Raw genomic sequence first — 21,412 nt, 5'->3', positions numbered from 1 at the left:
CAGGGCGGGTGGGGGCGGGGAGGTGGGGGCGGGGGTTAGGTTAGGCGGGCTGCTTGGACCGCTTCTGCTGTTACCTCGGTTAGGCGGTCGGTGGGGAGGGCGCCCAGCTCGTCGCGGGCGAACCAGCGGGCCTCGCAGGTGGAGCCGCCCACGTCGGCGATGGTCAGCGGGTTGGGCTGGTCGACGACAACGCGGTAGAAGGCGCGGACGCCGTGCCAGTCGATCGGGTAGCCCTCCGGGCCGAGCGAGGCGGCATCGCGGTGGCTGGCCACACCGAGCAGCTCGACGAGACGACCGGTCTGGCCGGTCTCCTCGACAAGTTCACGGATCAGCGCCGCGCCGGGCTGCTCGCCGTAGTCGGTGCCGCCACCGGGCAGGTGCCAGCAGCCGGCGCCCGGGTAGCCGTCGGAGACCCGGGTGAGCAGCACCCGACCGGCCGGGTCGGTGCACACGGCGTACGCGGCGAAGCGCTGCGCCCGGTGCAGCCCGTCGGGGCCGGGAACCGCGTAGAAGGAGGGGAACTCGGGTGCCTCGTCGGGCACCACGTCGGCTGAGGACGCAGGCAGCCCCAGGGCACGTGCGGTGAACGAGCGCAGCGGCAGCCGACGGGCCTCGTCCAGGGTGTACCAGCGGGCCAGGTCGGTGGGGCGATCGCCAGCCCGGTCGGCGAGCGTCCCGCCGCGCACCCCGACCCGGTAGATCAGCCGGTCGGTGTGGATGGTGATGCCGCGCTCGGGCAGGGCCCGCATGTCGGCGAGCACGTCGGCCAGGCCCGCCACGGCGACGGACAGGCCGGTCTCGGCTGCGGTTTCGCGGACCACTGTGTGGTTGGGGTCCTCGCCGTGGTCGACCGCCCCGCCGGGCAGCGACCAGGTGCCGGGGGTGCCGGAGCGCTCCGATGCGCGGACCAGCAACACTCGGCCGTCTGAATCAGCACAAACTGCGTATGCCGCGATCCTGCGAAGCGGCTCCAGCATGGTGGTCACGGAACCAAATTCTCCCCGGGTCGGGTTACCGGAACGGAAAAGAGTCGGATTCCTGACTTTACGGCCCCACTCAGGGGTCGGTCAGGGTAAGGATCCGGGCGGTCACCGAGGTCGGGTCGGGCGTCAGCGCGGACCGTGGAGGCATGACAGACACCGCCCCTCCCCGCGCCCCGTACAAGCAGCTCCGGCGACCCACGACCGACCGCATGGTGGCCGGTGTCGCCAGCGGTCTCGGTCGCTACTTCAACGTCGACCCCACAGCGGTCCGGGTGATCTTCGCGGTCACCGGCCTGCTCACCGGCGGGCTGGCGCTGTTCGCGTACCCGATCATGTGGTTCCTGATGCCCGAGGAGCCCACAAGCGCGCCCGCGTGGCCGCACCCGGCGGGCGCCGCGCCGCACGGTCCGCCCACGATGGGCGGCCAGCAGGGGTACGCCCCGACGCCGCCCTACCCGCCCAGCACGCCGACGACGACCCTGCCGAGCATGCCGCCGTCGACCCCGCCCAGCACGCCGCCGCCGGCGGCCTGAGCGGTGCTCACTCCCACTCGATGGTGCCCGGCGGCTTGCTGGTGACGTCCAGCACCACCCGGTTGACCTCGGCCACCTCGTTGGTGATCCGGGTCGAGATCCGGGCGACCACCTCGTAGGGAAGGCGCGACCAGTCGGCGGTCATGGCGTCCTCGCTGGAGACCGGGCGCAGCACCACGGGATGCCCGTAGCTGCGCCCGTCACCCTGCACACCGACGCTGCGAACGTCGGCGAGCAGCACCACCGGGAACTGCCACACGCCCCGGTCGAGCCCGGCAGCGGTCAGCTCCTCACGGGCGATCAGGTCGGCGCGGCGCAGCAGGTCGAGCCGCTCCTGGTCGACAGCGCCGATGATGCGGATGGCCAGGCCGGGGCCGGGGAACGGGTGCCGCCAGACCATCGCCTCGGGCAGACCGAGTTGCAGGCCGAGCGCCCGGACCTCGTCCTTGAAGAGCGTGCGCAGCGGCTCGACAAGCGCGAACTTCAGGTCCTCCGGAAGGCCGCCGACGTTGTGGTGGCTCTTGATGTTGGCGGTGCCGGTGCCGCCGCCGGACTCGACGACGTCCGGGTAGAGGGTGCCCTGGACCAGGAACTCCACGTCGCCGTGTGAGGCGATCTCGCGGGCGGCGGCCTCGAAGACCCGGATGAACTCCCGCCCAATGATCTTGCGCTTCTGCTCCGGGTCGGTCACCCCGGCCAGCGCGCCCAGGAACCGGTCCGCCGCGTCGACCACCTTGAGCTTGATGCCGGTGGCCGCCACGTAGTCCTTCTCCACCTGCTCGGCCTCACCCGCGCGCAGCAGGCCGTGGTCGACGAAGACGCAGGTGAGCTGGTCACCGACGGCCTTGTGCACGAGCGCGGCGGCGACCGCGGAGTCCACGCCGCCGGACAGGCCGCAGATGACCTCCTTGTCGCCCACCTGGGCGCGGATCCGGGCCACCTGCTCGTCGATGATGTTCTCGGGCGTCCAGGTCGGCTCGATGCCGGCGATGTCGTACAGGAAGCGCTGGAGCATCTCCTGGCCGTGGGCAGTGTGCCCGACCTCCGGGTGGAACTGCACACCGGCCCGGCGACCGGCCACATCCTCGAACGCCGCCACCGGCGCGCCGGCCGACTCGGCGGTCACCGTGAAGCCCTCCGGGGCCTCGGTTACGCAATCGCCGTGGCTCATCCACACCGGCAGGTCGGCCGGCAGGTCTCGCAGCAGCACACCCGGCTCGAGGAGGCGGGGGCGCAGCGGCGTGCCGCCGTACTCACGGTTGCCGGTCTTCGCGACAGTGCCGCCGAGCGCCTGGGCCATCGCCTGGAAGCCGTAGCAGATGCCGAAGACCGGCACGTCTGCGGTGAACATACCGGCGTCGATCTGCGGGGCGTCCGGCGCGTAGACGCTGGACGGGCCGCCGGAGAGGATGATCGCGGCGGGGTTCTTCGCCAGCATCTCGGCGACCGGCATCGAGTGCGGCACGATCTCGGAGTAGACCCTCGCCTCGCGGACCCGGCGTGCGATGAGCTGGGCGTACTGGGCTCCGAAGTCCACCACGAGGACAGGGCGAGGCAGGCTCATGTGCACAAAGCCTACCGACAGTCACCCCCACCCCCAGCACCGGCTCGCCAGTCACCACACCCCCGCGTCTCCCCCCACCTCTCCTCCACGATCTTGCAGTTGCCGCCCGGGTCAAACGCCTCCTAAGCCACGCATGCCCGACCAAAACCGCAAGATCGCGCGAGCCGAGGGCCAGCCCACGTCGATCATGGAGTTGTGGTGGGCAAATGGCGGCTAGATGCACCTTTTGCGAGGCACCACAACTCCATGATCGACGATGCGGTCGGGCTTGGGCTCGGGCTCCCGGGTGGGGTGGGGGTTAGGGGCGTAGCGCGCCTTGGGCGTTTGGCGGGACTGCCGGGTTGTTCGGGGGTACGGGCGGGAGCCTGCGGTACGGGGTGCCGAGAGGCGGGCGGGGGTCCTCGTCGCCCTTGTTGGGCCAGAAGGACATCGCGCGCTCCGCCTGCGCGGTGATCGTCAGCGACGGGTTGACCCCGAGGTTGGCCGAGACCGCGGCACCGTCGACGACGTGCAGCCCTGGATGGCCGTACACCCGGTGCCAGGGGTCGATCACCCCGTCGGCAGGGGTGGCGCCGATCGCCGCCCCGCCCAGGATGTGCGCGGTCACCGGAATGTCGAACGGCTCGGTGACCGAGCCGCCGGGCGTACCGCCGATCTCGTCGGCGAGCAGCCGGGCGGCGGTGTTGCCAGCCGGGATCCAGGTCGGGTTCGGCGTTCCGTGGCCGGGGCCGGTGACCAGCCGGCGGCCGAACACGCCCCGCCGCCAGCGGGTGGTAAGCGAGTTGTCCACCGACTGCATCACCAGGGCGATGACCGTCCGCTGCGACCAGCCGCGCACCGACAGCATCCGGGCGGCCAGCCTCGGCTGCCGCGCGATACTGCCCAGCCAGCGCCGGACCCGGTGCGGGCCGCCGTCGACAAGCAACGACTGGAGCAGCCCCATGGCGTTGGAGCCGCGCCCGTAACGGACCGGCTCGATGTGGGTCTGCGGGTCGGGGTGGAACGAACTGGTGATCGCCACCCCGTCGGTGAAGTCCAGCCCTTCGGACCGGGCCCGGTGGCGGGCCACCGAGGCGCCCAGGATCGCCTCCGAATTGGTCCGGGTCAGCTCGCCGACGCGGGGCGAGAGCTTCGGCAGCACGCCGTCGTCCCTCATCGCGTGCAGCAGCCGTTGGGTGCCCAGCGCCCCGGCGGCGAACACCACCTCGTCGGCGTGGATCACCTGACGGCGGTGACGCACCCAGGCGCCGGTGCGGACGGTGTGCACGTCGTACCCACCGCCGGCGGCCGGTTTGACGGCGGTCACAGTTGTCAGTGGGTGCACTGTGACACCCAGCCGCTCGGCGAGCCACAGGTAGTTCTTCACGAGCGTGTTCTTGGCCCCGTGCCGGCAGCCGGTCAGGCACGAGCCGCAGTGCAGACATCCGGTGCGCTCCGGGCCGACGCCGCCGAAGTACGGGTCGGAGGCCCGCTCGCCGGGGCGCCCGATGTGCACACCCACCGGGGTGGCGTGGAAGGTGTCTCCCACCCCCATCCGCTCGGCCACCGCCCGGATGGCACGGTCCGCGCCGGTGTCCACGGGGTACGTGGTGACGCCGAGCATTCGTTTCGCCTGGTCGTAGTGGCGGGCCAACTCGTCGCGCCAGTCGGTGATGTCCCGCCACTGCGGGTCGGTGTAGAACGCGGGCAGCGGCTCGTAGAGGGTGTTCGCGTAGACCAGGGACCCGCCGCCCACACCGGCACCGGAGAGCACCAGCACCCCGTTTCCGGAGCGCCGCTCGGCCGGGCGGAGCAGGGTGAGCCGCTGGATGCCGTAGCAGCCCAGCTTTGGCGCCCACAGGAACCTGCGGAACCGCCAGGACGTCTGCGGGAACTCGTCGTCGGCGAAGCGCCGGCCGGCCTCCAGCACGCCGACCGTGTAGCCCTTTTCGGCGAGGCGGAGCGCCGTGACGCTGCCACCGAACCCGGATCCGATGACGAGCACGTCATACCGCATACACGCATCATTACTCGCGAGTAGCGCTCGCGCTAGCGGCAGTTTTCGCGCGATCATGCTCCGGCCGACCGACCCGGAGCCTTCCGGCCGCAACCCGGAGCACCCGTCGGAGCGTTGTTCCGATACGGGGAAGGAAGCAGAGATGGTTCTGGGATCGATGGCACCGCGCCGACGGTGGTTGTTACTCGGGTTGACCGCCCTGGCGATCGTGGCGCTTGTCGTGGCCGGGACGGTGGTCGTCAACCGGCTGGCCGGAGACGACACGCCACAGCGCGCGGCACCGGCGGCCGGTTCGCCGAGCCCGTCGCCGGCCAGCCCGCCCACCCCGAGCCCCACCGGCCCGCCGCCGGGCGCCGACATCACCGGCCCGCTGAACCTGCTGCTGGTCGGGGTCGACACCCGGGTCAGCGTGCCCGGCTGGGAGCCGCACTCCGACGCCGTACTCGTGCTGCACGTTCCGAAAGGGCTGGGTAAGGCGTACCTCTTCTCCCTGCCCCGCGACCTGGTGGTGGACATCCCGGCGTTCCCCAAGGCCGGCTACCCGGGCGGCCGGACCAAGCTCACCCACGCCATGAGCTACGGCAGCCGGGTGCCGGGCAAGCCGAAGCAGCCGAACACCGCCCAGGGGTACGAGCTGCTGCGCAGCACCGTCAGCGGCTACACCGGGCTGCGCATCGACGCTGGCGCGGTGCTCACCTTCACCGGGTTCGACCGGCTGGTCGACTCGCTGGGCGGGGTGGACATCTACGTCGACCAGCGGGTCGCGTCGATGCACCGCCGGCCGGACGGCAAGCACCGGCAGAGCGCGCCCGGCGGCTACACCGGGCCACAGATGGTCTACGAGAAGGGCGAGCGGCACCTCAACGGCTGGCAGGCGCTGGACTACGCGCGGCAGCGCTACATGACGGGCGGGGACTACGCCCGGCAACGCCACCAGCAGCAGTTGATCCGTGCCCTGACCCGCAAGATCCTCGCCGAGGACCTGGCCCGGCAGCCGGAACGCGTCGACCAGGTGGTCAAGGCGCTGGGAAACACCCTGATCTACGTTGGTGGCCGCCAGATCGTCGACCTGGCGTACGCGCTCAGCAAGGTGCCGGAGAACCGGTTCGTGCTTGTCGGCCTGCCCGGCTCGGGCGTCGGCAGGGGCAGCGCCTACCGCGGCGAGCAGCTCACCGCGACCGGCCGAGGGTTCCTCACCGAACTCCGCGCCGGCCGAGCCGACGCCTACCTAACAAAACACCCAACCCTGCTGGTAAAGACCTAACCCCACCCCACCCCACCCTCCCCGCGATCTTGCACTTGCGGTCGCCGGTGCGTGGTGATTCACCCCTTTCGCCCTGGCAGAAAGTGCAAGATCGCGGGGGTGGAAGGGCGCGCACGGGGGGTTAGAGGGGTTTGGGGGTTGGGGGCTTCTGGGTGCCGTAGAGCCAGGTGTCGAAGAGGGGCTTGAGCTTCTTGTTGGAGATGCGCTCGGCTAAGGCCACGAACTCCGCTGTGGTGGCGGTGCCGTTGCGCTTCTCGGCCAGCCAGGCCTTGAGGATCTCGAAGAACGCCTTGTCCCCGACGGCCACCCGCAGCGCGTGCACTGTCATTCCTCCGCGCTGGTAGACCGACTCGCTGAACAGCTTCGTCATCCCCGGCCGGCCCGGCGGCGTCCTCCACACCTCGGCCGGCACGCCTGCGTACCGGGCCTCGAACGCCTGCTTGGCCGTGGACTGCCGGGTGTGCTCAGCCCAGAGCCATTCCGCGTACGTCGCGAAGCCCTCGTTGAGCCAGATGTCCTCCCACTTGGCAATCGCCACACTGTTGCCGAACCACTGGTGGGCCAACTCGTGGGCGACCACATCGGTGTTCTCGCCACGCCTGAAGAAGCCTGCGGAGTAGACCGGGCGGCTCTGGGTCTCCAGCGCGTAGGAGATCCGGCTGTCGGAGACCACCACACCGCCGTACGCGTCGACCGGGTACGGCCCGAAGACGCTCTCCAGGTAGTCGGCCACCTTGACGGTCTGCGCGATCGACGCGTCCGGGGCGCCCTTGGCCACGGTAGTGGTGACCGCGCTGTAGACCGGCCGCCCCTTGTGCTCGCCGGTGGTGATCCGGAACTTGCCGATCACCACGGTGCTCAGGTAGCTGGCCATCGGCGACTTCTCCGACCACTTCCAGGTCGTCCAGCCGTCAGTGGTGGTCGAGCCGCCCGGCACGCCGTTGCTGATCGCGGTGAGGCCCTTCGGGACGGTGATCTCGATGTCGTAGGCTGCCTTGTCGGACGGGTGGTCGTTGACCGGGAACCAGGTGCTCGCCGACTCGGGCTGGCCCAGCGCGATGGCGCCGTCGGGGGTGTGCAGAAAGCCGCCGCTGCCGAGCGCCTCGTTCTCCAGTGGCTTCGGCACGCCGGAGTACGTGATCTCGGCGACGAACCCGTTGCCGCTGATCAGGCCGGCAGCCGGCTTGATCACCAGCTCGTTCTTGTCCCGGCTGTGGGTGGCCGGCGCGCCGTCCACCGTGACCTCTGAGACGGTCAGGCCGGCCAGGTCGAGGTTGAACGTCGACAGGTCGGCTGTCGCTGTGGCCTGCACGGTGGCGGTGCCGGTCAGCCGGTCCTTTGCCGGGTCGTAGCGCACCTTGATCGTGTACTGCCCGACGTCGTAGCCACCGTTGCCGTAGGTGGGGAAGTAGCTGTCGCCGACTCCGGCGGCACCGGCGGTGAACACACGCGAAGGCTTCGGGGACGTGCTCGGCGCCGGTGTCGCAGTGTCCGGCGCTGTCGAGTCGCACCCCGATGTCACTAGCGCCCCGGTTACCAGCAGTGCGGCGGCCACCCGCAGCCTGCGCGGCGTTTTCCGCATCGCGAACCCTCCCCGTATGGCAGCGCGGAGGCATCGCCGCCCGCGCGTGACCGGTGCCCGTGCCGATCGCAGGCGGCAGCCTATCGACAGGGCATCACAGGCCCGTCACGGCAGGGTGGGTGCCGTGCCGCCGACCAGCCAGGCGTCCAGGAGTGGCCGCAGCTGCCGGTTCGACACCCGCTCGGCCAGCGCCACGAAGTCCGCGGTGGTGGCGTTTCCTCCCGCCCGCTCGGTGGTCCAGGTACGCAGGATGCGGAAGAACGTGTCGTCACCGACGGTCCGGCGTAGCGCGTGCACGGCGAGCGCGCCGCGCTTGTAGACGGCGGTGCCGAACATCCGTTCCCGGCCCGGCTCGACCGACGGCTGCGACCAGTCGGTCACCGCGTACTGGAGTTCGAAGTTGCGCTGCGCGGTCCGGCCGCCGTCGTGCTCCTCCCACAGCCACTCGGCGTAGCTGGCGAAACCCTCGTTGAGCCAGATGTCGCCCCACCTGCTGAGGGAGACGCTGTCGCCGAACCACTGGTGGGCCAACTCGTGCGTGACAACGCCCGGGTTGGGCCTGTCGTCGGTGAAGAAGGCGGGCCCGTAGACCGGCCGGGACTGGGTCTCCAGCGCGTAGGAGATCCGGTCGTCCGCGACGGCGATGCCCCCGTACGAGTCGAACGGGTACGGGCCGAAGCGGCTGGCCAGAAAGTCCGCGATCTCGCCGGTGCGGGCCAGCGAGCCTGCCGCGCCACCGGTCGCCGGGAGGCTCGCCGCGACGGCGGTGACAATCGGCCGTCCGGCGTGGTTGCCGTCGACCACCCGGTAGTTGCCGATCACGAGGGTGCTCAGGTAGCTGGCCATCGGGGTGCGCTCCGACCAGCGCCAGGTGGTCCAGCCGTCGGCGCTGCTCCGCGGGCCGGGCACGCCGTTGCTGAGCGCGGCGAGTCCGTCTGGAACGGTCACGGCGATGTCGTAGCTGGCCTTGTCCGACGGGTGGTCGTTGACCGGAAACCAGGTGGCTGCGGAGTCGGGCTGACCGAGCGCGATCGCGCCGTCGTCGGTGTGCAGGAAGCCGCCGCTGCCCAGCGCACCGTCGGTGACGGCACTGGGCACACCCTGGTAGTCGACGACCACAGTGAACTGTCGGCCGCGTGGCAGCCGGTCGCGCGGTGTCACCACCAGTTCGCTGGCGTCGCGGCGGTGCTCGGCCCGCGCCTGGTCGACGGTGACCGCGCCGACGTCCAGGCCGGCGAGGTCCAGGTTGAACCGGGACAGATCCTGTGTCGCGGTGGCCGTGATGGCGGCCCGGCCGGTGAGCCGGTCGGCCGTCGGGTCGTAGCGGACGTCCAGGCCGTAGTGCGTGACGTCGTAGCCGCCGTTGCCGCGTCCGGGCACGTACGGGTCACCGGCGTCGGCGGCGCCGGGCCGGAACCCGTCGTTGTCTGCACCCGTACATCCGGCGGCGCCGAGCGCGACGGCACAGGTGAACGCGGTGACTATGGCCAGCCGGTGGCGGCGCGGCGTCCGTCCGGTCAGGACCATTCACGTCTCCTTTCGCCCGGTCGCCCGGGTCACGACGAGCGTAGCCAGCACGGCCGGGCCGGAGGTGTGTATCGACGATCGTCAGTTACTTTCGTTTAAACAAGCAAAAGTTAGCTCACATTGACACTTTCTTTTGGCCACCGCCGACGTTACTGTCTGACCCCAAGATGTAACGCGTTCGGAACATCCCAGCCGATCGCGTCCAGGAGCGGGACGTCGCGTCCCACACCGACACGCCGTGGCGGCGGCGTGCAGTTGCCCCTTCGATGTCACGACACCGCAGGCTCCCGGCCTCGCCGGAGACGCGGACAAGGCGCTCGGCGGCGCCCTGCGACGGACCCTCGTCGCACCCTTGCTGATCGTTATCGACGGCATACGCCGTCGCGAAAGGTGGGACCATGCCAGACCACACCGACGCCACGCCGACCAACCGGATCAACCGCCGGTCCCTGCTCGCCGCCTCCGCAGGCGTCGCCGCCGCACTTGGCGCGGCCGGCCTGCCGGTCCTCGCCACCGGCTCCCCTGCCCTCGCCCACCCCAAGGACAAAGACAAGGGCAAGGGTAAGGACAAGAGCAAGCTGCGGGTCGAACCGCTGATCCCGGAGAAGAACCGCGGCATCATCCTCTACAGCGTCCGGGACCGGATCACCGCAGCGCCCGACGACAGCGGAGTGCCGTACGGCTTCGAACGCGTCCTCGCCCGACTCGCCGAGATCGGCTACAAGGAAATCGAGTTCGCTGGCTACACCCAGCACACCTCGATCCTCGGCCGGCAGATCACCCCGCGCGAGATCCGCAAGATCCTCGACGACAACGGCCTGGTCGCCAACGGCACCCACGCCTCGATCCAGGCGGCCACCTTCCAGCAGCAGCTGGACATCGCCGAGGAACTCGGCATGAAGAACATCGGCACCGGCAGCGACCCGACCAACAGCGCCTACAAGGCCGACTGGGACGCCGCCGCCGACCTCTGGAACGAGTTGGGCCGGCAGGCCCGCGCCCGGGGCATGCGGCTCTACACGCACAACCACGACGTCGCGTACAGCTTCCTGCTCGACTCCGGGCCGCTCGACGCGCAGGGCCGCCCCACCCGCTCGTCGGGCGTCCGGCGGCTGGAGTACTTCTTCGGCAAGACCGACCCGAAGTACGTCTTCTTCGAGTTCGACATCTACTGGGGCTACGTGGCCCGCTACAAGCACCAGAAGTACGTCGACCCGGCCGGGCGTGAGGTGACCGACCTGTTCGACCCGATCCTCAACGTGGCCGACCGGACCACCCGGTTCCCGCTGTTCCACGCGAAGGACGGCGACCGCGACACCAGCGTGCCCAACGGTCACCAGATGGCACCCCTCGGCGAGGGCGACATCAACTTCCAGCAGTTCTTCCAGACCATCGGCGAGCGGGACTTCCACCACGCCAACTGGGAGATGGACACCGCTCCCGGCGGCACCGCCAACCGGGGACAGTCGCTCGACCTCGCGGCGCTCAGCTACCGCAACATGTCCGACCTGACGATCTACCTGAAGAAGTAACACCCCGCACGGCCGGCGTCCGCTCGACGCCGGCCGTGCCCACACTCCGCCGGCCGTCGAGCCGGCGGTGGTGACGGGCGCGGACAACCGCCGTCCCCGATCACCTTCGCGCTCCCGTACGGCGACGGGACGCGCACGGTCCATCCCCCCACGCAGTCGCGCGGCCGGCCCCACCGGGCCGGGGATGCCGCGCGCCCGCCGACCACCGGAGGAACGATGATCCGACCGACCGGACGACGATGGTTCGCCGTCGCCGCTGGGCTCATCCTGACCGTCCCCCTCATCTCCGCCGCACCCGCCACTGCGGCGCCAACCGACCCACCCCCGAGCGGTACAGCCGTCGTGGAGAACGGCCCCGCCGCGCTCCGCTCCCCCAAGCGCGCCCCGAAGACCTACCAGGTCCTGGTGTTCACGAAGACCGCCGGTGAGCGCCGGGCGTCCATCAACGACGGTGTCGACACGATCCGGAAACTGGCCAAGGCCAACAAGTTCACTGTCACTGTCACCCGGGACGCCGCAGTGTTCACCCCCACCGAGCTGGCGAAGTACCGGGCCGTGGTCTTCCTCAACACCACCGGTGACGTCCTCAACGCCAGCCAGGAGGCAGCCTTCGAGGCGTACGTGAAGGCCGGCGGCGGCTACGTCGGCGTACACGCCGCAGCGGAGACCGAACCGGACTGGACCTTCTACCAGGACCTGGTCGGCGCGAAGGTGGCAAGCGCCTCGACCGTCACCCGTGGCGTGGTCGACGTCGCCGACCGCGCCCACCCGGCGTCGGAGACGCTGCCGCGCACGCTCACCCTCACCGAGGAGTGGTACAACTTCGACCGCAACGTCCGGGGCACCTCGCACGTCCTGGCCACTGTCGACGAGAAGACCTACACCGGCGGCACGATGGGGTACGACCACCCGATCACCTGGTGCAAGGACTACCAGGGCGGGCGTTCCTTCTACACCGGCCTCGGGCACAGCATCGAGACGTACCGCTCGGCGAAGTTCCGTGAGCACCTGCTCGGCGGCATCCAGTGGTCCGCCGGCGTGATCGAGGGCGACTGCGGCGCGACGGTGCTCGGCAACTACGAGAAGGTCACCCTCAACGGCGAACCGGGCGAGCCGATGTCGCTGGCAGTGCTCCCCGACGGCCGGGTGCTGCACAACACCCGTGGCGGCGAGGTACGCCTCTACGACCCGGCGACCGGCGCCAGCCCGGTGATCACCACCATCGACGTGTACCAGCACGACGAGGACGGCCTCCAGTCGGTGGCGATCGATCCGGACTTCGCGAAGAACAAGTGGGTCTACATCTACTACGCGCCGAAGCTCAACACCCCGGTCGACGACCCGAGCACCCCGGGCGTCAACGAGGGCGACGCGCCCGCCACGTCGAACGACCCGACGGTGTGGGACAAGTTCAAGGGCTACAACCAGCTCTCCCGGGTCAAGCTCGTGGAAACCCCGACCCCGCGCCTGGACATGAGCACCGAGCAGCAGATCCTCCGGGTCGAGGCCGACCGCGGCATCTGCTGCCACGTGGCCGGCGAGATCAAGTTCGACGCCAAGGGACTGCTCTACCTCGTCACCGGCGACGACACCAACGCCGGCGGCTCCGACGGGTACACCCCGATCAACGAGTCGCCGGCCCAGGGCCCCGGGTACGACGCGCAGCGCTCGTCGGGCAACACAAACGACCTGCGCGGCAAGCTGCTGCGGATCAAGGTACGGTCCGACGGCACGTACTCAATCCCGAAGGGCAACCTCTTCGACGAGGCGAAGGACCAGGCCGGCAAGACCCGGCCGGAGATCTTCCTGATGGGGCTGCGCAACCCGTTCCGGTACGACGTGGGCGCCGACGGCACTGTCTACGTCGGTGACTACTCGCCGGACTCCCGCGTGCCCAGCGCCACCCGGGGCCCGGACGGCACCGGCCGCTGGTTCGCCACAAAGAAGGCCGGCAACTACGGCTGGCCGTACTGCTATTCGCCGAGCCTGCCGTATGTCGACTACGACTTCGTCACCCGGACCTCCGGCGCACCGTTCAACTGCGGTGCCCCGGTAAACGACTCGCCGCGCAACACCGGCCTGCGGGTGCTGCCGAAGGTCGAGCAGCCGCAGTTCTGGTACACGTTCGACGCCCGTACCCCGTGCGCCGGGGCGTACCTGGAGAACCCGCCGGTCGCCTGCGACTTCAAGTGGCCGGTGATCGGCACCGGCGGCGTCGGCCCCATGGGCGGCCCGATCTACTCGTACGACTCGAAGTCGACCTCCGAGGTGAAGTTCCCCGAGTACTACCAGAACGCTGTGGTCTTCGGTGAGTTCACCCGCGACAAGATCTTCATGATGCGTACCGACGGCAAGGGCAAGCTGACCGGCGTGGAGCAGTTCCTGCCGGGCTTCGTCTTCGACAACCCGATGGACATGGAGTTCGGGCCGGACGGCTCGCTCTACCTGCTGGAGTACGGCGACGGCTTCTTCCGGGCCAACCCCGACGCGCAACTGTCGGTGATCCGGTACGTCAAGGGCCAGCGGTCGCCGGTGGCGAAGCTCGACGCCACGCCAACCTCCGGGACCGTGCCGCTGACCGTGCAGTTCTCCTCGGCCGGCAGCTACGACCCGGACCCGGGCGAGTCCATCTCGTACGCCTGGGACTTCACGAACGACGGCACCGTCGACTCGGCAGACCCGAACCCGTCGTTCACCTACACGGCGAACGGCACCTACAGCGCCAAGCTGACGGTGACCGACTCCAGCGGCAGGACCGCCGTACTCACCAGGGAGATCGTGGTCGGCAACACCGCGCCCACAGTGACAGTCACCTCCCCGGTGTCCGGCAGCTTCTTCAACTGGGGTGACACGGTGCCGTTCACGGTCACGGTGACCGACCCGGAGGACGGGCCGGTGGACTGCTCACGGGTGACGGTGACGTTCGTCCTCGGCCACGACAGCCACGGGCACCCGGACAGCTCCACCACCGGCTGCACGGGCATCCTGGCCACCCCCGCCGACGGCGGTGACCACGCCGGCGGCTACCTGTACGGCGGGATCAGCGCCTCCTACACCGACCTGGGCGGCGGCGGGCAGGCCCCGCTCACCACAGTCGGCCAGGCGATCATCCAGACGCCTCGCCAGCAGGCCGAGAACGCCCAGGTGAAGGAGGGCGTCACGATCGCCAACACCGGTGACACCGGCGGCGGTCAGCACGTCAGCTCGATCGACCCGGGCGACCACATCGCCTTCGACCCGATCAACCTGGGTGGGGTGTCCAGCGTGACGCTGCGGCACTCCGGAGGCTCGGCCGCCACAGCGGGCACCCCCCGCGCGGCGGTGGAGCTGCGGCTCGACTCGCCGACCGGCCCGCTCGTCGCCACTGCGACGTTGAACGCGACCACCGGCAACGCGGCCTTCACCAGCACCTCGGTGCCGGTGAACCAGCCGGCCGGGGCGCACCGGCTCTACCTGGTCTACACCGCCGTACCGGGCGGGCCGACCAGCGGCCTGGGCAACCTGAACTGGGTCGAATTCACAGTGGGCTGACCCCCTGGGAACGACGGAGGCCGGCCCCGCAACGTGGCGGGGCCGGCCTTCCGGCATGCAGGGGGCAGGTCAGCGGTCGAGGACCAGGCCCACCTTCTGGAACTCCTTGAGGTCGCGGTAGCCGCACTTGGCCATCGCCCGGCGCAGCCCGCCGAACAGGTTGAGCTGGCCGTCGGCCTCGTCGGCCGGGCCGAACAGCAACTGCTCCATCGACCCGAGCGGGTCGCCGGAGACCTCGAACGCGCCCCGGGGCAGCGACGGGTGGCTCGCCGCCGAGTGCCACCAGGCACCACCGGCGGGCGCCTCCTCGCAGAGCGACAGCGGCTCGCCGAGCATCACCGCGTCCGCGCCGCAGCCGAGCGCCTTGGCGATGTCGCCCGAGGTCTGGATGTCGCCGTCGGCGATCAGGTGCACGTACCGGCCGCCGGTCTCGTCGAGGTAGTCCCGGCGGGCCGCCGCGGCGTCGGCGATCGCGGTGGCCATCGGCACCCGGATGCCCAGCACCGACTCGGTGGTCGACCACTCGTCGCCGCCGATGCCGACGATCACGCCGGCCGCGCCGGTGCGCATCAGGTGCAGCGCCGTCTTGTAGTCGGTGCAGCCGCCGACGATCACCGGCAGGTCGAGGTCGGCGATGAACTCCTTGAGGTTCAGGGGCTCGTCGGTAGTCGACACGTGCTCGGCCGAGACGATGGTGCCCTGGATGACCAGGATGTCAACCCCGGCATCCAGGATCACCGGCGCCAGCGCCAGGGTGTGCTGCGGGGACACCCGCACCGCCACGGTGCCGCCGCCGGCCCGCAGCTCACGGACCCGCTCGGCGATCAGGTCCGGGCGGATCGGCTCGGCGTACACCTCCTGGAGCCGCTTGGTGGCGCGGGCGTCCTCGTCGAGGCCTGCCAACTCATCAAGCACCTTCGTCGGGTTCTCGTAGCGGGTCCACAGCCCCTCGACGTTGAGCACGCCGAGGCCGCCGAGCTGACCCAGCCGCACCGCCGACGCCGGGCTCATCGTGGCGTCGGACGGGTGCCCGACGCAGGGAATACCGAACGGGTACGCGTCGAGCTGCCAGGCCGTGGAGACGTCGTCGACGTCCCTGGTCCGGCGGCTCGGCACGATGGCGATGTCGTCCAGGTGGTAGCCGCGCTGCGCGGTCTTGCCCAGCCCGATCTCGACCACGTCACGCATGGGGGACTCCAGGTGGTTGGGGGTGGTGGGTCAGCGGGTGTGGTAGTTGGGCGCCTCGACGGTCATCTGGATGTCGTGCGGGTGGCTCTCCTTGAGACCGGCCGCGGTGATCCGGATGAGCTGGCCACGGTGGTGCAGGTCGGGGATGTTCTCCGCGCCGGCGTATCCCATCGCCAGTCGCAGCCCACCGACGAGCTGGTGGGCCACCCGCGACAGCGGCCCCCGGTAGGGCACCTGGCCCTCGACGCCCTCGGGTACCAGCTTGTCGTCGCTGAGCACGTCCTGCTGGAAGTAGCGGTCCTTCGAGTACGACTTGGCCTGGCCACGGGACTGCATCGCGCCGAGCGAGCCCATCCCCCGGTACGTCTTGAACTGCTTGCCGTTGACGAAGATCAGCTCGCCGGGGCTCTCCTCGCAGCCGGCCAGCAGGCTGCCGAGCATCACAGTGTCGGCACCGGCCACAAGGGCCTTGGCGATGTCACCCGAATACTGGATGCCGCCGTCGCCGATCACCGGCACACCGGCCGGCCGGGCGGCGCGGGCCGCCTCCATGATCGCGGTGATCTGCGGAACGCCGACCCCGGCGACGATCCGGGTGGTGCAGATCGCACCCGGGCCGACGCCCACCTTGACCCCGTCGGCGCCGGCATCGACGAGCGCCTTCGCGCCGGCGTACGTCGCCACGTTGCCGCCCACGACGTCGACGCTCACGTCCTTCTTGAGCCGGCGGACCATGTCCAGCACAGCCCGCTGGTGCCCGTGCGCGGTGTCCACGATCAGCACGTCCACGCCCGCGTCGACAAGCGTGCGCGCCCGCTTGTAGGAGTCCTCGCCGACACCGATCGCGGCGGCCACCCGGAGCCGTCCGGCGGCGTCCTTGGTGCTCTCCGGGTACTGCTCGCTCTTGGTGAAGTCCTTCACGGTGATCAGCCCGCGCAGCCGGCCCGACTCGTCGACGATCGGCAGCTTCTCGACCTTGTGCTGACGCAGCAGCGCCAACGCGTCGTCCTTGCTCACGCCGACCCGGGCGGTGATCAGCGGGGTACGGGTCATGATCTCGTGGACCGGGGTGCTCGGCTCGGACACGAAGCGCATGTCGCGGTTGGTGACGATGCCTACCAACTGCCCGTCGCCGTCGACCACCGGCACACCGGAGATCCGGTACCGGCCGCACAGCTCGTCGACCTCGCGCAGTGTGTCGTCCGGGCTTGCCGTCACCGGGTTGGTGATCATGCCGGACTCGGAGCGCTTGACCAGGTCGACCTGGAGCGCCTGGTCGTCAACGGACAGATTGCGGTGCAGCACGCCGATGCCGCCCTGACGGGCCATGGCGATCGCCATCCGCGCCTCGGTGACGGTGTCCATGGCACTCGACAGCAGCGGAATGGTCAACTCGATGTTGCGGGTGAGCTTCGTACGGGTGTTGACCCGGCTGGGCACGACATCCGACTCGCCCGGCTGCAACAACACGTCGTCGAAGGTGAGCCCGAGCGGAACTACCCGCGCCGACCCTGCCGGCAACTCGGGCAGGTGGCCGCCCAGGTCGGCGTGTTCGACGCCGGCCGGAAGATCGGTGCTGGGCGAAATTTCCACGATTGCTCCCCTGAGCTGCTCGGATGGGCTTCAGCGAGGTGGCGCGGGCGGACACAGGGACACGCCGCGGTGCCGGCCGGTCGTCCCATCGTACCCAGTGAGCTGGGCGACCTCCGGCGGTGGCGGCACTCCCGGCGCGGTGCCGGGGGGCGGACGTTCACGCCGCGTTGGGTCTACGGTGAGGGGGTGCACGACGAGCCCATCGACCCGTTCAACGGCGACCCGGCCGACCCGACTGCGGGGCTTGACGATCCGGGCGACGACGCGACGCCGGACCCGCTTACCGACGTCGAGCGGCAGGACGTGCTCGAAGACCTCGCCGACCTGGAGATCTACCAGGCTCTGCTGGCACCGATCGGGGTGCGCGGGCTGGTGATCGAGTGCGAGGACTGCCGGGAGCCGCACTACTTCGACTGGGACCTGCTGCGGGGCAACCTGCGGCACCTGCTCAACTCGGGGCGTCCGCGCGTGCACGAGCCGGCCTACGACCCCGACCCGGACCACTACGTGACCTGGGATTACGCCCGTGGGTACGCCGACGGGGTGCACGACACCCTGACCGAGGGCACCGAGGACGAGCCGGGCACCCCGACGACCGCCTGACTGCCGCAGCCTGTTCCCACCGTCACGCGACTGCCCGGCCTACTCACGGCCTCAGGCGAGACGGCCCGGCCCGCTCGCGCCGTCGGGCGACGAGGCTGGCCTGTTCCCGCCGCCGGGTGAGTGCTTAGCCCGTTCACGCCGTCACGGGACTGCCCGGCCTGCTCGCGCCGTCAGGCGACTAGGCCGGCGCGGAAGCCGGCGGCCACCGCGTGTGCCCGGTCCCGGGCACCGAGCTTGCGGAACAGCCGCCGGGCGTGGGTCTTGACAGTGTCCTCGGACACGAACAGCTCCCGGCCGATCTCCGCGTTGCTCTTGCCCTCGGCCATGCCGAGCAGGACCTGCAACTCCCGCTCGGTGAGACCGATGGACGCCCGGGTGGGTCGGGTGTTCGTGGCCGGTCGGGCGGCGTCGTTCTGGCCGGTCGCCTGCTCGTCGGTGGCCGGGTCGACCTCGTCCTCGCCCCGCTGCACGGGCACTGACGGCATGCCGGCAGAGCCCTCACCCGCCACGGCGGTCCAGCCCGGCTCGGCGGAGCCCCGCAGGGATGGCACCGAGCGGCCCGATCCGCCGACCGACGCGGTGTCCCGGGCCGGGTCGGTGACCCGCTGCCGGGAGGCCCGGCCGGGCACGGTGAGCAGCAGCAGGGCCTTGGCCACCGCGCTGGTCAGGTCATGGTCGACGTTCTGGATCAGGCCCCGCGCGCCGGCGCTGATGGTGGCCGCCGCGGCCTCGGGTTCCTCGGTGCCGAGCAGCAGGACGGCGGCCTGCGGCGCGCGGGCGAGCACCCGGCGGACGAAGCCCGCGCTGTCCGGCCGGGTGAGGGCCGTGTCGGCGAGCACCACGTCGACCGGCCGTTCGGCGAGCCGGAGCATCACCTCGGGATCGGAGACGGCGGTACGGACGATCGCGGACAACCCCAGCCGCGCGGCAGCGGATGTCAGGTGCTGGGCCGCGAGCGGTGTCCGAACGCACACAAGAACAGTACGCACTGTGGTGGTCTCCTCTCCGCACACGAGCAGACCATGACGAGGTCGGCCCCGGAGGAGGTTCCGGGCAATCATCTGAACTTTTCCGACAACTAGGGCAAAAGCCCTGAGTTGCCAAGCGTTTTCGATCACAGGTGTGTGAGTCGGCAACGACTGGGGTACCGGAGGGGCCAGGCCGGGAACGGTGCGCCTGCGCGGCCCGCCGCCCGGAAGCCGGCCACAAGGATCTCGCGGTGCCGCGCGGGAGGAGGGGTGCTGATGTCGAACGTACGTAGACTGCCCGGACCCATCGTCGACCTCTGGGACTGGCAGCGGCTCGGTGCCTGCCGAGGCCGCGACAGCGCCCAGTTCTTCCACCCCGACGGCGAGCGGGGCTCATCCCGGCTGCGTCGGGAGTCGTCCGCCAAGGCGGTCTGCCGCGCATGCCCCGTCCGCGCCGAATGCGCGGCGCACGCGCTGTCGGTCCGTGAGCCGTACGGCGTGTGGGGCGGCTTCAGCGAGTCGGAGCGGCTGCGGCTGCTCGCCCTCGGCTGGGAGGACGTCGCGGACCGCCGGCACGCCCGGGTCGACGTCTCACGGCTGGAGGCCCGACTCGGCAGCACGCACAGGTCGACTCTTCCGTCCCAGCGCAACGTCGCCTGACACCCACACTCCCCAGACCAACATGCGAACCGCGCCCCCACAACGGGGGCGCGGTTCGCGCGTTGTGGCCCGCAGATCTTGGACAGTTACCGTTCGCGCGGAACGGTAACTGTCCAAGATCTGCGTGGTTGGGTGCTCAGCGGACCAGGACGGGGACCGTGTGCCAGCCGGTGGCACCGTCCGGGACGACACCCTGCGTACGCTCGGTCTGGGTCTCGCCTGTCGCGTCGGTGGCCCGGACCTGGAGCCGATGCTCGCCCGGCGTGGCGTCCCAGCGCCAGGACCACTGCACCCAGGTGTCCACCGACACCGTCGGCGCCAACTCCGCCTCCTGCCACTCGCCGTCGTCGACGCGCACCTCGACCCTGCGGATGCCCCGGTGCTGCGCCCAGGCCACCCCTGCGACGGTGACCGGCCCTGCGGTCAGCCGGTTGCGCCTGCGGGGCGCGTCGATCCGCGACTGGGTCTTGATCGGCCCCTCGACGGACCAGCCGCGCGGCACCCAGTACGCGTCGAAGTCCGCGAACCGGGTCAGCTCCAACTCGGTGACCCACTTGCACGCCGACACGTAGCCGTACAGGCCCGGCACCACCATTCGGGCCGGGAAGCCGTGATCGACAGGCAAGGGCTCCCCGTTCATGCCGATGGCCAGCAGCGCGTCGCGCCCGTCGCGCAGAGCCGCCGTGGGGGTGCCGCAGGTCCAGCCGTCGACCGACCGACCGACGACCTGGTCGGCGTCGTCGTCCGGCTCGACCTCGTCGAGCAACTCCCGCAGGGGTACGCCAAGCCAGCGGGCGTTGCCGATCAGGTCGCCACCCACCTCGTTGGAGACGCAGGCAAGCGTCACGTAGCGCTCGACCAGCGGCCGGGCCAGCAGGTCGGCGTAGGTGTAGGTGCGCTCGTTGCCGACCCGCCCGTGGATGCGCAGCCGCCACGTGTCCGGGTCCACCTGCGGCACCACGAGCGCGGTGTCGATGCGGTAGAAGCCGAAGTTCGGGGTCACGTACGGCGCGAGCTGCGCCAGCGAGAGGTCCGCCCCCGCCGGCACCGCCGCCGCGGGTACGGCAGGCGCGGGCAGGCGGATCGCGTCCCGGGCGGCCGACACCCCACGCCGCCCGGCCAGCCAGCGCCCGCCCAGACCGGCCACCGCGGCCGTGCCGAGCAGAACCCCGGTGCCGGTGAGGAACCGCCGCCGCGACTCCGGGTCGACCCCCTCCTGCCGTTCCGACCCCACCGGGTTCGGAGACCCACCCGAAGGCGGCGAGGCGGTCGGAGCTGCCGGTGCGTGCAGGTCTTCGTTGGCCGACGAGGCGGTCGGCAGCCCTGGTGCCGGACCGCTCGTGGTCGGCTCGGGTGGCGTGGGTGGCGTCCAGGGCCAGGGGTCCATCTCGAACGGGCCGGCGATGAACAGCCAGAGCACCAGCGCTCCGAGCCCACCGCCGACGAGCGATGGCAGGGCGTCGGCGAGGTCCGCGCCGGGACGGGTCAGAGCGGCGGCAACCCCCACGGCGCCCAGCGCGCCGATGCCGGCCAGACCGACGGCCAGTCGGCGTGCCGCGAGCACCCCGATCAGCGCGGCGAACCCGCCCAGCAGCACTGCCGTGCCGACCAGCAGGGCGATCTTGTCGGCGGTGCCGAAGACGTCGATGGCGAATTGCTTCAGCGGCTCGGGAACGGCGTCGACGACCACCCCGCCGACCGCTACCAGCGGCGCCGACCGAGGGCCGGTCAGGACGGCCACCGGTTCGGCGACTCCGATGGCGACGGCGGCGGCGGTGACTCCGGCCAGCGCGGCGTACCGCCGTGACGTCGTGCTCATCGACCCAGTGTGCGCGGTCGACTCGCCGGGCTGCCAACCGTGGCGGCCCTCGATGGATATCTCGGGAAC

General features: G+C 70.8%; 15 protein-coding genes. 6 read left to right on the top strand and 9 right to left on the bottom strand.

The window, feature by feature from the left end; all coding sequences use genetic code 11:
- Positions 1-35: 35 nt before the first annotated feature.
- The gene (locus tag ACLQ23_RS15565; RefSeq protein WP_355590665.1) at positions 36-986 is read right to left on the bottom strand and encodes an NUDIX hydrolase; all 951 of its coding nucleotides are present in this window, start codon (positions 984-986) and stop codon (positions 36-38) included.
- A 143-nt stretch (positions 987-1,129) separates the two neighbouring features.
- Between ACLQ23_RS15565 and ACLQ23_RS15560 the strand changes: the two genes are divergently transcribed.
- Positions 1,130-1,516: a PspC domain-containing protein gene (locus ACLQ23_RS15560; RefSeq protein WP_355590662.1), complete on the top strand. Its 387-nt coding sequence runs from the start codon at positions 1,130-1,132 to the stop codon at positions 1,514-1,516.
- Positions 1,517-1,523: 7 nt separating this feature from the next.
- Here the strand turns inward: ACLQ23_RS15560 and guaA are convergent, their stop codons facing one another.
- On the bottom strand, positions 1,524-3,080 hold the full coding sequence (guaA, locus tag ACLQ23_RS15555) for a glutamine-hydrolyzing GMP synthase (protein WP_355590659.1): 1,557 nt from the start codon (positions 3,078-3,080) through the stop codon (positions 1,524-1,526).
- A gap of 298 nt (positions 3,081-3,378) precedes the next feature.
- Positions 3,379-5,076 carry an FAD-dependent oxidoreductase gene (locus tag ACLQ23_RS15550; protein WP_425880755.1) on the bottom strand — a complete coding sequence of 566 codons (1,698 nt, stop codon included), beginning with the start codon at positions 5,074-5,076 and terminating at the stop codon, positions 3,379-3,381.
- A 142-nt stretch (positions 5,077-5,218) separates the two neighbouring features.
- On the opposite strand from ACLQ23_RS15550, the gene ACLQ23_RS15545 reads away from it, so the two are divergent.
- Positions 5,219-6,340: an LCP family protein gene (locus tag ACLQ23_RS15545; RefSeq protein WP_355629007.1), complete on the top strand. Its 1,122-nt coding sequence runs from the start codon at positions 5,219-5,221 to the stop codon at positions 6,338-6,340.
- A gap of 121 nt (positions 6,341-6,461) precedes the next feature.
- On the opposite strand, the gene ACLQ23_RS15540 is transcribed toward ACLQ23_RS15545, so the two are convergent.
- The gene (locus ACLQ23_RS15540; RefSeq protein ID WP_355629010.1) at positions 6,462-7,922 is read right to left on the bottom strand and encodes a M1 family metallopeptidase; all 1,461 of its coding nucleotides are present in this window, start codon (positions 7,920-7,922) and stop codon (positions 6,462-6,464) included.
- Positions 7,923-8,027: 105 nt separating this feature from the next.
- Complete coding sequence (locus ACLQ23_RS15535; protein WP_425880754.1) at positions 8,028-9,449, bottom strand: M1 family metallopeptidase; 1,422 nt, start codon at positions 9,447-9,449, stop codon at positions 8,028-8,030.
- 398 nt (positions 9,450-9,847) lie between these two features.
- On the opposite strand from ACLQ23_RS15535, the gene ACLQ23_RS15530 reads away from it, so the two are divergent.
- Together ACLQ23_RS15530 and ACLQ23_RS15525 are read left to right on the top strand one after the other, a co-directional pair.
- Positions 9,848-10,981 (top strand): sugar phosphate isomerase/epimerase family protein, encoded by a 1,134-nt coding sequence (locus ACLQ23_RS15530; RefSeq protein WP_355590644.1) that lies wholly within the window; start codon positions 9,848-9,850, stop codon positions 10,979-10,981.
- Positions 10,982-11,197: 216 nt separating this feature from the next.
- A complete protein-coding gene (locus ACLQ23_RS15525; protein ID WP_425734835.1) occupies positions 11,198-14,512 on the top strand; it encodes a ThuA domain-containing protein in 3,315 nt (1,104 codons plus the stop codon).
- Positions 14,513-14,581: 69 nt separating this feature from the next.
- On the opposite strand, the gene ACLQ23_RS15520 is transcribed toward ACLQ23_RS15525, so the two are convergent.
- On the bottom strand, positions 14,582-15,700 hold the full coding sequence (locus ACLQ23_RS15520) for a GuaB3 family IMP dehydrogenase-related protein (RefSeq protein ID WP_355590638.1): 1,119 nt from the start codon (positions 15,698-15,700) through the stop codon (positions 14,582-14,584).
- 30 nt (positions 15,701-15,730) lie between these two features.
- Positions 15,731-17,293: an IMP dehydrogenase gene (guaB, locus tag ACLQ23_RS15515; RefSeq protein ID WP_355590635.1), complete on the bottom strand. Its 1,563-nt coding sequence runs from the start codon at positions 17,291-17,293 to the stop codon at positions 15,731-15,733.
- A gap of 186 nt (positions 17,294-17,479) precedes the next feature.
- Between guaB and ACLQ23_RS15510 the strand changes: the two genes are divergently transcribed.
- Positions 17,480-17,896: a DUF5319 domain-containing protein gene (locus ACLQ23_RS15510; protein WP_355590632.1), complete on the top strand. Its 417-nt coding sequence runs from the start codon at positions 17,480-17,482 to the stop codon at positions 17,894-17,896.
- Between the two features lie 170 nt (positions 17,897-18,066).
- On the opposite strand, the gene ACLQ23_RS15505 is transcribed toward ACLQ23_RS15510, so the two are convergent.
- Complete coding sequence (locus ACLQ23_RS15505) at positions 18,067-18,885, bottom strand: helix-turn-helix transcriptional regulator (protein ID WP_355590629.1); 819 nt, start codon at positions 18,883-18,885, stop codon at positions 18,067-18,069.
- Between the two features lie 255 nt (positions 18,886-19,140).
- Here ACLQ23_RS15505 and ACLQ23_RS15500 point away from each other — a divergent pair, with 255 nt between their 5' ends.
- Positions 19,141-19,524, top strand: a complete 384-nt coding sequence (locus tag ACLQ23_RS15500) for a WhiB family transcriptional regulator (RefSeq protein WP_355590626.1) — start codon at positions 19,141-19,143, stop codon at positions 19,522-19,524.
- Positions 19,525-19,660: 136 nt separating this feature from the next.
- Here ACLQ23_RS15500 and ACLQ23_RS15495 read toward each other — a convergent pair whose 3' ends face one another.
- On the bottom strand, positions 19,661-21,343 hold the full coding sequence (locus ACLQ23_RS15495) for a molybdopterin-dependent oxidoreductase (protein ID WP_355629018.1): 1,683 nt from the start codon (positions 21,341-21,343) through the stop codon (positions 19,661-19,663).
- Between the last annotated feature and the right edge of the window lie 69 nt (positions 21,344-21,412).

It is taken from the genome of Micromonospora sp. DT41, from assembly GCF_049841715.1.
Lineage (GTDB): Bacteria > Actinomycetota > Actinomycetes > Mycobacteriales > Micromonosporaceae > Micromonospora > Micromonospora profundi.
This window is presented reverse-complemented; position numbering and strand designations above follow the sequence as displayed.